11 protein-coding genes are annotated in these 12,501 nt (G+C 71.4%); 8 read left to right on the plus strand and 3 right to left on the minus strand.

Going from position 1 to position 12,501, the window contains the following annotated elements; all coding sequences use genetic code 11:
- The first annotated feature begins 43 nt into the window (after nt 1-43).
- Nucleotides 44-922: an alpha/beta fold hydrolase gene (locus ACIBP6_RS20475; RefSeq protein ID WP_397054270.1), complete on the plus strand. Its 879-nt coding sequence runs from the start codon at nt 44-46 to the stop codon at nt 920-922.
- A gap of 1,062 nt (nt 923-1,984) precedes the next feature.
- Entirely contained in the window at nt 1,985-3,919 is a 1,935-nt protein-coding gene (locus ACIBP6_RS20480) for an outer membrane protein assembly factor BamB family protein (RefSeq protein ID WP_397054272.1), read from the plus strand.
- 191 nt (nt 3,920-4,110) lie between these two features.
- On the opposite strand, the gene ACIBP6_RS20485 is transcribed toward ACIBP6_RS20480, so the two are convergent.
- Nucleotides 4,111-4,284 (minus strand): hypothetical protein, encoded by a 174-nt coding sequence (locus tag ACIBP6_RS20485; RefSeq protein ID WP_397054274.1) that lies wholly within the window; start codon nt 4,282-4,284, stop codon nt 4,111-4,113.
- A 342-nt stretch (nt 4,285-4,626) separates the two neighbouring features.
- On the opposite strand from ACIBP6_RS20485, the gene ACIBP6_RS20490 reads away from it, so the two are divergent.
- Genes ACIBP6_RS20490 through ACIBP6_RS20500 form a run of 3 tightly spaced genes read left to right on the plus strand, consistent with a single transcriptional unit; the run spans nt 4,627 to nt 6,718 of the window.
- Nucleotides 4,627-5,241: a TetR/AcrR family transcriptional regulator gene (locus ACIBP6_RS20490; protein WP_397054276.1), complete on the plus strand. Its 615-nt coding sequence runs from the start codon at nt 4,627-4,629 to the stop codon at nt 5,239-5,241.
- Complete coding sequence (locus tag ACIBP6_RS20495; RefSeq protein ID WP_397054278.1) at nt 5,238-5,444, plus strand: ferredoxin; 207 nt, start codon at nt 5,238-5,240, stop codon at nt 5,442-5,444. The genes ACIBP6_RS20490 and ACIBP6_RS20495 overlap by 4 nt, the downstream gene beginning before the upstream one ends.
- Nucleotides 5,441-6,718, plus strand: coding sequence for a cytochrome P450 (locus tag ACIBP6_RS20500; protein WP_397054280.1), 1,278 nt, complete (start codon nt 5,441-5,443; stop codon nt 6,716-6,718). Before ACIBP6_RS20495 ends, ACIBP6_RS20500 begins: the two co-directional genes overlap by 4 nt.
- A gap of 1 nt (nt 6,719) precedes the next feature.
- On the opposite strand, the gene ACIBP6_RS20505 is transcribed toward ACIBP6_RS20500, so the two are convergent.
- Complete coding sequence (locus ACIBP6_RS20505; RefSeq protein ID WP_397054282.1) at nt 6,720-7,823, minus strand: LacI family DNA-binding transcriptional regulator; 1,104 nt, start codon at nt 7,821-7,823, stop codon at nt 6,720-6,722.
- 232 nt (nt 7,824-8,055) lie between these two features.
- On the opposite strand from ACIBP6_RS20505, the gene ACIBP6_RS20510 reads away from it, so the two are divergent.
- The 3 genes from ACIBP6_RS20510 (at nt 8,056) to ACIBP6_RS20520 (ending at nt 11,771) form a co-directional block, all read left to right on the plus strand.
- Nucleotides 8,056-8,835 (plus strand): GNAT family N-acetyltransferase, encoded by a 780-nt coding sequence (locus tag ACIBP6_RS20510; RefSeq protein WP_397054284.1) that lies wholly within the window; start codon nt 8,056-8,058, stop codon nt 8,833-8,835.
- A 328-nt stretch (nt 8,836-9,163) separates the two neighbouring features.
- The gene (locus ACIBP6_RS20515; protein WP_397054286.1) at nt 9,164-9,769 is read left to right on the plus strand and encodes a hypothetical protein; all 606 of its coding nucleotides are present in this window, start codon (nt 9,164-9,166) and stop codon (nt 9,767-9,769) included.
- A gap of 25 nt (nt 9,770-9,794) precedes the next feature.
- Nucleotides 9,795-11,771: an alpha-glucuronidase gene (locus tag ACIBP6_RS20520; protein ID WP_397054288.1), complete on the plus strand. Its 1,977-nt coding sequence runs from the start codon at nt 9,795-9,797 to the stop codon at nt 11,769-11,771.
- On the opposite strand, the gene ACIBP6_RS20525 is transcribed toward ACIBP6_RS20520, so the two are convergent.
- A complete protein-coding gene (locus ACIBP6_RS20525; RefSeq protein ID WP_397054290.1) occupies nt 11,765-12,463 on the minus strand; it encodes a DUF624 domain-containing protein in 699 nt (232 codons plus the stop codon). The genes ACIBP6_RS20520 and ACIBP6_RS20525 overlap by 7 nt on opposite strands.
- Between the last annotated feature and the right edge of the window lie 38 nt (nt 12,464-12,501).

The following is a 12,501-nucleotide window of genomic DNA, read 5'->3' on the forward strand; positions in this document are numbered from 1 at the left end:
GTGCCAGGCAGGAAAGCGGTCGAGTGAGATCACGGGGGTTGTCATGGTGGCCGTTCATCATCGCTACGCGCAGGTGCGGGGCCGGCGGCTGTTCTACCGGGAGGCGGGCCCCGCGGACGCGCCGGCCGTGGTGCTCCTGCACGGATATCCCACCAGCTCGTTCATGTTCCGCGGCCTCGTCCCCGCGCTGGCCGATGACTACCACGTCATCGCCCCCGACCATCTGGGCTTCGGGCTCTCCGACGCGCCGTCCGCGGACGAGTTCACCTACACCTTCGACGCGCTGACCGACCTGACCGCCGCCCTGCTCGCCCACCTGGGCGTCGCCCATTACGCCATCTACGTTCAGGACTACGGCGCCCCGATCGGATGGCGCCTCGCCCTGAACGAGCCCGCGGCGATCAGCGCGATCATCACCCAGAACGGCAACGCCTACGAGGCCGGCTTCGTCGACGCCTTCTGGCGGACCGTCTGGGACTACCAGCGCGAGCAGACCCCGCAGACCGAGGCGGCGATCCGCGAGGCGCTCACCCTCGACGCGATCAAGTGGCAGTACCTCACCGGCGTGCCTGACCCGACCCTCGTCAGCCCGGAAACCTGGCATCATGATCACGCCCTGGTCTCCCGCCCCGGCAACGACCGCGTCCAACTGGCCTTGTTCCGCGACTACGCCACCAATCCGCCGCTCTACCCCCGCCTGCACGAATATATGCGCGCCTACCGGCCACCGCTGCTGGCCGCCTGGGGAAAGGGCGATGAGATCTTCGCGCCCGCCGGCGCCCGTGCCTTCGCTGACGACGTGCCCGATGCGCGGGTCCACCTCCTCGACGGCGGCCACTTCCTTCTGGAGAGCGCGCTCGACGAGGTCGTCCCGCTGATCCGGGACTTCCTGGGCGACAACGTGCCGAACAACGGACAGTAGTCGTGCGACTACCGCGCAGCGACCGCAGCGGGGGGCCGATAAGGGGCTGGGGAAAGCCCGGCGCGAGCCGGTCACGCTGCGTCATCGTGGGGTGCCTGTACGACGCCACTCGGGAGACCCCCATGCATGACCACCCGGGCACGCCAACGACCAGCCGCCCGCGTTCCAGCTGCCGACGCCCGCCGAACTCGACCAACTCGACACCGAGTCCGCCGCCTGGCGGGTGACCTCCTCGCCGACGCCGCCCCGGCGGCGCAGGTTCGACATCCCGCCGGGCGTGCTGGCCAGGGTCGGAGCAGCCGCCGCAGTCCTGGCCGCGGTTGGACTCGGCATCTGGTCGGCGTCTTGGGGCCGTCGACCAGCCCGGCGGCCGCGCCCGCTTCCTGCACAACGGCGCCGCCGCCTACGGAATCGCCTGATGGTCACCGCCGGCGACGTGCGCGCAGCCCTCCACCGCCGCCATCCTGGGCGCCGAAGCTGATCATCTTTCCCAAGTGTGGGCCACGACCCCGACCCTGATCAGGCATCAGGCACTCACTAAGCAGCGAGAGCGCTGACAACGTCACACACATGTTCGCCAAGTGAAGGCCCAGGTCATCTCTGTGATGTGACGAATGGCGTGCAGAAAAGATCACGAGGCCCCTCGACGCCGGCGACGTGCATCGTCTCGTACCAGGCTCGGGCTTCGGCCTCGTCCAGGGTGTGCATGCCGAGGGCGAGGACGCGGCGGCCGGGAGGGGCGCGACCAGCTGCTCCAGCAGCGTGCGGCGCTCGCGCAGCGGCAGCCCGGTCACGTCGTGGGCCGTGGAGCCGGAGCAGGTCTTCTCTGTCAAGTTGGATGCTGTCGCGAGTGCACTCTTGGGGCCGGCGGTGCGGGCAATGATGCTCTCCACGGGTTCGACTGGCATGGGGGGTGCCGGACGGCCGGTGTTGACGGTGGCACGCTCACAAGATTACGGTCTGGACCAAAACTTTGCAGCTTTGAACATCATGGAGGTGCGGCCCGTGCCGCGAACCTGTCTTGCGCTGCTCATGGTCATGTCCGCCTTATCGATACCGGCCTTGCCGACAGCGGCCGCCGCACAGGCGACGGCCGCACCGAGCTGCGGCACCCCGGCCGTCACCACGTACGGCTCTGCCTCCGTCACAGGCGCGATCGTCGGCGCCACCGTCCACGAGGGCCACGCTTACGTGGTCTCCCGCGGGCCGAAGCCTCCGGTCGTGGCCGAGATCGACCTGGCCACCCGCAAGGTGACGCGTACCGCCACGCTGCCCGACGGCCCCAAGGCAGGCGAGCCGGAAGGCGGCTGGGCCACCGCCGTCGCCGGCGGCAAGCTGTACATCGGAACCTACCCAGTACCCGACCTGTACAGCTACGACCTGGCCACGGGCCAGGTGGCGCACCTGCACTCCTTCGGCGCGAACGGCGGCTTCGTCTGGAGCATGGCCGCTGCGCCGGACGGCACCCTCTACCTCGGCACCTCCTCCGACGGCCGGCTCTGGGAGTACGTCCCCTCGACGGGCGCAGTCCGCAGGTACGGTGTGCTGGCCCAGGGCGAGCACTACGTCAGGGCGGTCGCCGTCGATGAGACCACCGCCTACGTCGGCCTGCTGGAGAAGGCCAAGCTGATGGCCGTCGACCGGGTCAGCGGCGCGGTCAGGGAGCTGGCCCAGGGGGCCCAGGCCGTCGGCACGGTCTTCCTCCATGGCGACCGGGTGCTCGCGGCGAGCGGGAGCACGCTGATCGACGTGCGCAAGGACGGCACGGACCGGCGGCAGTTCGAGGCGGGGGTGGGCGTCATCGACGCGTTCGAGGTGGCCCCCGACGGCACGGTCTACCTCACCTCGCGCCCCGACGGAGCCGTCTACAGCTACCGCACCGGGCAGGACGCGGTGACCAAGGTCGCCGACCCGCCTTCGCCGGGCGAAGAGACCCGGGCACTGAAGCTGGACGGGCAGCGGCTCATCGGCTTCGCCGGCAGTGGCGGCCTGTGGTGGCTGGACCTGCCGAGCAAGACCTCCGAGTTCGTCGACCTCATCGACGCGGGCTTCCCGACCGGCGCCGAGCGCACCCAGAGCATGCTGCTGGTGCCGAACCGGGCCCTGTACATCGGCGGCCACTTCGCCGTGGAGGTGCGTGACCTGCGGACCGGGCAGGAACGCAGGATCCGCGTGGTCGGCGAGCCGAAGGCCATGGTGCGGCGGGGGAACAAAATCTACGCCGCGCTGTATCCGAGCGGCCAGATCATCTCCATCGACCTACACACCGACGAGGTACGCGGCCTCGGCTACATCGGGCATGACCAGTCGCGGCCGTGGGACATCGAGCACGACCCCGTCACCGACACCATCCTGGTGGCCTCCGCCCCGACCGGCGCGAAGCTGCAGGGCGCCCTGACGGTGCTCGACCCCGACACGGGGACGATGGACGTCTACCCGAATGTCATCCCCGACCAGAGTCTGATGAGCCTGAGCGTCGACCCCGAGCGCGGCATCGTCTACCTCGGTGGCGACGTGCTCGGCGGAGGCGGCACGCCGCCGACCAGGACGACGGCCTCGATCGCCGCCTTCGACCTGAAGCAGCGCAAGGTGGTATGGCAGCTCGATCCGCTTCCCGACCACCGTACCTTCCAGGACCTCAAGGTCCACGAAGGGCTGCTGTACGCGGTGTACAAGCGCGTGCTGGGCGCCTGGATCGCCCTGGACCCCGCCACCGGGACCATCAAGCACCAGGGCCTGCTGTCGGGACACGGCGAACTGCAGGTCCACAACGGCCGGGTGTTCACCTCCACCTTCTTCGGCGGCGGCAACGCCTACGAACTCGGATCGGAGGCCAGGCTACTCGCGACCGGGCTGGGCGACGAGTGGCACACCAATCCGCACCTGCAGTTCGAGCCCGGCTCCTTCGACGCCTGGACGATCGTCGGCCGGGATCTGGCGAAGGTGCGGCTCGACCCGCGCTGCCCGCCTGTGACGATCCCGGAGTCGCAAAACTAGTTCCGGCCTGCACCGGAATCCGATCAACCCGCTTACGTACGAGACGGATAACGGAATTCACGTAGGTCAGGGCGGATTTTCGGTCAAGGCAAGGCGAAGGGCGCCGGCCCGGTCGGCGGGCGCCCTTCGTCGTGGGTCGTTAGTAAGGCGGATGTCGAGTTCGACCGTGGAGGTGATCCGGGCCCGCCCGATCACGGTGAGCCCGAACCCGGCTCGATCACCTCGGCCGGGTCGCGCTCGGTGTGATCGTCCGCGAGGAGTCGGGCAGCATCGTTGACCACGTGCGTCTCGTAGTCGGTGAGGACCTTGCTCGGGTCGCCGTACGTGCCGTACAGCTCCATACCGGCGCGGCCGAGGACGTGCACCCAGGACGGCGCGGGTCACCGTGAAGTCCTCCCCGTATGCGTCGCCGAGCGCGTCAGCGAGGAAGGCGGGCACGTCGCGGACGTCCTCGGCAAGCGCGGCGAGCACGCGGTATTTCCGCAGGTGAAGGCCGGATTCCGGCGAGCACCCTAGTTCGCGGTCCATCGGTAGCACAACGTCTTGAACCGTACTGCCGCTGGGTACGACAAAACCCCAGCCCTGTCCAGCTGGGGCTGAGTCGTGCACGAAGCCGACCTCCAGGAAGTGCTGGGCCGCTCAGTACAGTCGCCGGAGAACTGGAATCGGGTCTTGACGATTCAAATGAACGTCTTTTTAATTCGTTCATGGGACGCATAGCCGGCGTCACCGCCGCCGAGACGCGTGAGCGCCTGCTGCTCGCCGCCGCAGACGCCTTCGCCGAGCGCGGCTACGACGGCACCCGGGTGGTGGACATCGCGGCCGCCGCGGGCGTGAGCAACGGCGCGCTGTACGCGCACTTCGGCTCCAAGGCCGAGCTGCTGGTGGCCGCGCTGCGCACCCACGGGCAGCGGCTGCTGGCCAGCCTGCTCGCCGCCGACCCCGAGCGTTCGGCCACCGACCTGCTGCTCGCCATCGGCCGGCAGTTGCCGCGTCCCCGCGACGCCCGGGGCTACCTCATCGTCGAGGCGCTGGTCGCGGCCCGCCGCGACGAGGACGTGGCCGGGCCCATGCGCGACTACGTGGGCGAGCGCGCCGGCTGGATCGCCGACCTCGTACGCGTCGCACAGGACGGCCGCGAGATCGACGCCGGGCTGTCGCCCAACGCGCTGGCGCACTTCTGCCTGCTGCTCGCCATGGGCAGCGCGCTCGTTCCGCCGGACCTGCACGCGGTCGAGGACGACGAGTGGGCCGCGCTGCTGGCCAGGATCGCCGCCGCCCTCGCCCCCGCCGACACCGCACCAAGGGAGCCAACCGAGTGAAAGTGCAGATCAACCCCGAACGCTGCCAGGGCCACGGCCGCTGCTACGACCTGGCGCCCGAGCTGTTCGGCGAGGACGACGAGGGCTACGGCGTGGTGCTCGGCGACGGCCTCGTGGCGCCGGAGCACGAGCGGGCGGCGCGCCTGGCGGTGGTCAACTGTCCGGAGCAGGCGATCGACTCGGGCGAGGAGACCTCATCATGACCGTCGACGACCGCTTCACGCAGGGCTTATTCCGAGACCCCGACGAGAACGAACCTGTCGGCGTCCGCAGCGAGATCGTCACGGGGCCCGTCTCCGACTGGGCGACCGACTTCTCGCACCTGGAGCCGGAGTGGGCCGCGGACCCGTACCCGATCATCGATGACCTGCGGGGGCGCTGCCCGGTCGCGCACACCGACCGGTTCGGCGGCGGATGGCTGCCGACCCGTTACGAGGACGTCGCCGCCGTCGCGTACGACACCGAGCAGTTCTCCTCGCGGTCGATCATCATGAGCAACTTCCGGCCGCCGCGCGAGCTGGCGCCGATGGGGGGCTCGCCGCCCATCTCCTCCGACCCGCCGTTCCACCACCACGCGCGCAAGCTGCTGCTGCCCGCGTTCACCAAGACGGCGGTGGCCAAGCGGGAGGAGGCGACGCGGGCGTACTGCCACGCGCTCATCGACGCGCTGGAGGGGCGCGCGGAGGTGGACGTCGCGCGCGACTACGCCCAGCACATCCCGGCACGCGTCATCTCCGACATGCTCGGCTTCCCGCCCGAGGACGGCCCGCGCTTCCGGGAGTTCATCGAGACCGTGCTCGAAGGGGTCAACCTGCCGCCGGAGGAGCGCGTGGCGGGCATGGACGAGCTGTTCGACTACCTGCTGGCGCAGATCCGCGACCACCTCGACAACCCGCGCGACGACCTGACGACGTACCTCATCGACGCGGAGATCTTCGGGCAGAAGCTGGAGTCGGCGCACGTCGCGGGCACGATGGCGCTGCTGCTGATCGCGGGCATCGACACGACGTGGAGCGCGATCGGCGCCTCGCTGTGGCACCTGGCCAAGACGCCGGCCGACCGGGAGCGGCTGGTCAGCGAGCCGGAGCTGCTGCCGACCGCGATGGAGGAGTTCCTGCGGGCGTACGCGCCGGTGACGATGGCGCGCCTGGTCAAGCAGGACATGCACTGGAACGGCGTGGACATGAAGGCCGACGACTGGGTGCTGCTGTCGTTCCCGGCGGCCAACCGTGATCCGGCGCAGTTCGACCGGGCGGACGAGGTGGTCATCGACCGTGAGGTGAACCGGCACGTCGCGTTCGGCCTGGGGATCCACCGCTGCGTCGGCTCGCATCTGGCGCGCATGGAGCTGAGGGTGGCCCTGGAGGTGTGGCTGGAGCGGGTCCCGCGCTTCAGCCTGGTCGACCCGGCGGCGGTGACGTGGGCGACGGGGCAGGTACGCGGCCCGCGCTCGGTGCCCGTCCGCATCGACGGGTAGCTCAGGTCGAGGCGCGTTCGACCAGGTCGGGCTGGAAGATGACCTGGCGGTGCTCGTGCTCGGCGAGGTGGTTCGCCTCGTCGAGCAGGAGCTGCGCGGCCGTGTGGCCGAGCTGCTCCCGGGGCTGCCTGATCGACGACAGCGGCACGGCCGCCGCGGCGGCGAAGCTGATGTCGTCGTAGCCGAGGATCGCCAGGTCGGCCGGCACCCGCAGGCCGCGCTGCGTCATCTCCTGCAGCACGCCGATCGCGACCAGGTCGTTGGCGCAGAAGACCGCGGTGGGGCGCTCGCCCGGCGGCAGGTCGGCGATCTCCTTGCCGGCGGCTCGGCCGGTGGCGATGGTGAGGTCGGGCAGCGGGATCACGGTGAGCGTGTCGCCGGGCTCCAGCACCCCGGCCAGGCCGTCGTGCCGCTCGCGCACCTGCCGCACGCCGAACGGCCCCCCGGCGAAGGCGATGTGGCGGTGGCCGCGCTCGCGCAGGTGGAGCCCGGCCAGCCGGCCGCCGAGCACGTCGTCGACGGCGACGGAGCAGCCGTGGACGTGCGGGGCCGAGCTGTCGAAGACCACCACCGGGATGCCGCGGCCGGCGAGCCGGCCGAGCCGCTCCTCCACGCCGCTGTCGTTGACCGGCGTGATGAGCACGCCGAGCGGCCGCTGCTCCTCGAACGTCTCCAGCAGCGCGGCCTCGCGCGCCGCTTCCTTGTTGCTGTTCAGGACCATGACGGTGACGTCGGCCTGCTGGGCCGCGGTCTCGGCGCCGCGCAGGACGTCGATGAAGAACGGGTTGGACAGGTCGAGCGCGACCACGCCGATGGTCCTGCTGCGGCCGGCGCGCAGCTGGCGGGCCGGGCCGTTGCGGACGTAGCCGAGCTGCGCGATCGCCGCCCGGACCCGGCGGCGCGTGTCGGGGGCCACCACCTCGGGCCGGTTGAGCACGTTGCTCACGGTGCCGACGGAGACCCCCGCGAGCCGGGCCACCTCTTTGATGCTCGACATCGTTCCTCGTGTCCGGTGAGCTGCGCTGGTGACAGGCGTGGTGATGACCGGGGTCAGCGCCTGGGGCGGCGGATCGTTCCAGGTCACGGGCGTGTCGGTGGCGATCATAGCGCAGGCTCTCCTTCCGGTTTTGGGTGGTTCGCCCCGAAACCGCACCCGTGGGCGGCCGTTCAGCTCGGCCCCGGCGGCGGACGGCAGCCCCGCCGCCCGGGCCGCGGACGTCCGCCGCGGCGGACGTCCGCGGCCCGGCGTGGCCGGCGTCAAGTTCGCCGTCTTCATGGACGAGGACAAAGGGGTTGATATATGAATAAACCGGTCATGGCACCGGTAGCCTGCCCTCATGACCCATATGATCGATCCCGCGACGGAAGCGGCCGTGAACGCGTTCCACGCCACCATTGCCAGGTTTACAGAGCTTGTGCCCGGTATGTATATGCGGCAGGGTGCTGCCGGTACCAGATTGGCGTTCTCCGGTCTGCCCATGCCCACGCTCAATGTGGTGTCCGTCGGGTCCGAGCAGGACCTTGGCGAGATGGACGCGTTCGCGAAGGAGCTGTCGGCCAAGGATGTGCCGTGGAGCATCCAGGTGCGGGGCCAGGCCGATCCCGCGGTGCTGGAGGTGGCCGCCCGCTACGGCCGAACGCCCTCCTTCACGCTTCCGCTGTTGACGTGGGACGCTGAGCTGCTGCCCACGCTGCCCACCGGCATTCCTGAGGGTGCCACCGTGCGGCAGGTCACCGGGGGCGAAAGTGAGGTGTTCGCGACCGCCTTGGCAGCGGGGTTCGGGATGTCGAGAGATGTGGCCGAGGTGTTCGCCACGCCTGCCCTGCTGGATGCGCCCGACACGACGGCCCATGTTGTGGACGTGAACGGCGAAGCCGTCGCGACCGGATTCACCATCATGACCGGCGACCACGTAGGCATGTACAACGGCGCGGTCCCTCCGCAGCACCGGCGCAAGGGCTACTACCGTGCTCTCGTCGCGGCGCGTCTGAGGGACGCTGTCGCCGCCGGGGCACGTCACGCCTTCGTCCAGAACACGCCGATGTCCCGGCCTCTGTACGAGTCGTTCGGATTCCGGCTCGCGGAGGAATGGACCTACCTCACGTCCACCGGCTGACGTCGTGACCGGCAGGGTGGCAGCGACCAGGCGGCAACCGGCGCCACCCTGTTCCGCACCACCCCGGCGCACAGGCTCGGGCGAGAACCCGTCGAACCCGGCAGTCCTGGCGACGACGCCGGGGAAAGGGAGCGGAACGCCTGTGCGGGGCCGACGCGAGGACGTGCCCGCGGAGGGTGCGGGTGGACTGCTGTGGTACGGCGCTTGCCTGCGCGATAACGTGGATCACCAATCGTGATCTTTCTGGCGGTCGCGCTTGACCGGCGTGGCGATTCATGCCTAGATCGAGTGATTCGACCGCCCGAGACCTCCTGGAGGACCGCAGCGCATGGCATCGGCAGGGACGCATCCGCCCGTGCTGACCGAGCACCGCGACAAGGCCAGGGAACGCAGGGGACGCGCGTTACGGGTCGCCACGGTGGCGGCGGGCCTCCTGCAGCTCGCCGCGGCCGCGATCCTGATCGGGCTGCCGGGCGGCTCGCCCACGCTCACCCTGGTGCCGGTTCCTGACGGCGAGGCCGAGCCGACCCCCGGGCAGCGTCCGGCGGCGGCGCTCAGCGTGCGCCCGACCGCCTCGCCGGTCCCGTCCACGCCCCGGGCGGAGCCGTACGATCGTCCCGCCGCGCCCCAGGGCAGCCCGGCACGCCCGGCCTCCCCCGCGGACACTCCCGGGGCCGTCAACGGGCAGGGCGCCGCGCCGCGGCTGCGCGGGATCGTCCCGCCGCCTGACGCGATCGCGCCCGCGCCGCCGGCCCGCAAGCGGCCCGTCGTCCGCTCGGCCAGGCCGTACGCGGTGCTGCCGTCGCCCGGACTGACACCGCGGGCGAGCGTGGAGCCGACCGTGAAGGCCGTCCGGCCGAGGAAGACCCGGGAGCCGTCGAAGGTGCCGGGGCAACCGGCCGTCATCGACGAGCACGGCGCCGTCAAGGGATAGCCCCAGAGAACCCGAAGGAGCCCTCGTGACCATCCCCGAGCTGAGCGGCGTGCACCCGGCCTGGCTGCCGCCGGAGGCGTTCCGGGCGATCGGCTCACGCCGCACGCTCGTGCTCGGCGACGATGTCCTGGCCGACACCGTACGCGCCGAGGTGGCGCACGCCTGCGCCCGTTACGGCGGCACGCTGCACGACGACCGGGACGGCGCGTACGACCTCGTGCTCGCGCAAGACCCCGAGGCCGGCGTGGGCCCCGAGGGGTTCGTGCTGAGCCGCCGCGACGGCGCCACGACGGTGGTCGCCGGCGGCCCGGCCGGGCTGCTGTACGGGCTGTTCGAGGTGGTCCGGCGCGGCGAGGCGGCGTTCGGGGCGGACCTGCCCGCCGAGGCGCACCGGCCCGCGCTGCGCCGGCGCATGCTCGACCACTGGGACAACATCGACGTGCACCCCGTGATGGGCCAGGTCGAGCGCGGCTACGCGGGCGGGTCGATCTTCTGGCGGGACGGCGGGCCGCGCGACCTGACCCGGGTGCGCGCCTACGGCCGGCTGCTGGCGGCGTGCGGGATCAACGCGGTCGCGGTCAACAACGTGAACGTGCACGCCACCGAGGCCCGCCTGCTGACCGACCGGCTCGGCGAGGTCGCCGCCATCGCCGACGAGCTGCGCCCGTACGGGATCCGCGTGCACCTGTCGGTCAACTTCGCCTCCCCCGTCGCGCTCGGCGGCCTCGCCACCGCCGACCCGCTGGACGACGGCGTGCGGGCGTGGTGGGCGCGGACGACCGAGCGCGTCTACGAGACGATCCCCGACTTCGGCGGCTACGTCGTCAAGGCCGACTCGGAGGGCCAGCCGGGACCGTTCGCGTACGGGCGCGACCACGCCGACGGCGCCAACATGCTCGCCGACGCGCTGGCGCCGTTCGGCGGGGTGGTGCACTGGCGCGCCTTCGTCTACGACCACCGCCAGGACTGGCGCGACCGCTCCACCGACCGCGCCCGCGCCGCCTACGACCACTTCGCCCCGCTCGACGGGCGCTTCCGCGACAACGCGATCCTCCAGGTGAAGAACGGCCCCATCGACTTCCAGGTGCGCGAGCCGGTCTCGCCGGTGATCGCGGCCATGCCCGACACCCGGCTGGCGGTGGAGCTGCAGGTGACCCAGGAGTACACCGGCCAGCAGAAGCACGTCTGCTACCTGGCGCCGATGTGGCGGGAGGTGCTCGGTTTCCGGCCGTGGGGGCCGGACGGGCGGACGGTGGCGGACGTGGCCACCGAACTGGTCGCGGTGTCCAACGTGGGCGACGACCCGTACTGGACCGGCCATCCGCTGGCCCAGGCCAACCTGTACGCGTTCGGCCGGCTCGCCTGGGCGCCGGGGCTGGACCCGGCGGACCTGCTCGACGAGTGGATCGGCCTGACGTTCCCCGTCGCCGGCGACCCCGGGCGGCTGCGCCGCGTCCTGCACGAGATCATGGACGGCTCGTGGCGGACGTACGAGCGCTACACGGCCCCGCTCGGCGTCGGCTTCATGGTCCGCCCCGGCCACCACTACGGCCCCGACGTGGACGGCTACGAGTACACGCCGTGGGGCACGTACCACTTCGCCGACCGCGACGGCGTAGGCGTCGACCGCACCCGCGCGACCGGCACGGGCTTCACCGGCCAGTACCCCAAGCCGTGGTCGGATGTCTACGAGTCCCCGGCGGAGTGCCCCGACGAGCTGCTGCTGTTCTTCCACCACGTCCCGTACGGCCGCGTGCTGCACGACGGGACGACGGTGATCCAGCACATCTACGACACCCACTTCGCGGGCGCCGAGCAGGCCGCCGCCATGCGGGATCGGTGGGAGAAGGCCGCCGGCGACGTGCCGCCGGAGCTGCACGCCCGGGTGCGGGAGCTGCTGGACGAGCAGGTACGCAGCGCGCGGGAGTGGCGCGACCAGATCAACACGTATTTCTTCCGCAAGTCGGGCGCCGCGGACGCCCACGGGCGGCGGATCTACTGAGTGAACCGCTCCTCGACCTCGGTGGTCATCGGCCGGGCCTGCCGGCCGAGCACGGCGGTGAACACCGAGGCCAGCAGGGCCAGCACCGCCTCGGAGGCGACCAGCACGACGCCGGCCGCGACGACGAGCAGGCACAGGTTGGCGACGGTGGCGCCGGGGAAGCGCCCCAGCGCGTACGCCGCCAGCTTGGCCACGTCAACGGCGCGGAACACGAACAGCGACGTGATCACCAGCGCGTTGGCCACCCAGAGCGTGGCGATCATCGCGATCACGACGAGCAGCACCGCCCACCAGCCGGGCACGCCGGCGGCGGAGAAGTTGCCCAGGTTGACGCCGATGACGGTCATCCCGAGCAGCCACGGCACCCAGATCTTCAGCGCCCCGGCGGCGTTGGCCCGGTAGCCGCGCCAGAACAGCCGCGCGGGGCTGAGGTCGGTCAGCTCGCGCTGCCGGCGGCGCAGGGCGTACACGGCGGCCGAGAGGGCGGGGCCGAGCGGCAGCAGGCAGAGGGCGGCCAGCGGCACGTTGGCCGCGTCACGCTCCAGCAGGACGAGCCCCGCCAGGCCCGGCACGGTGGCGAGCAGGAGCAGCAGCTCGACGACCAGCAGGCTGTAGACCAGCGCGGCGGCTCGGGAGAGCGGCCCGCTGCCGAACCGCCGGCTGGTCGCGTCGCCCGCCATCACGTCGCTCATCGTGCGCCCTTCCCGGCCCGCCGCGACGGGCCCAGTAG

It is taken from the genome of Nonomuraea terrae (genome assembly GCF_044465245.1).
Lineage (GTDB): Bacteria > Actinomycetota > Actinomycetes > Streptosporangiales > Streptosporangiaceae > Nonomuraea > Nonomuraea terrae.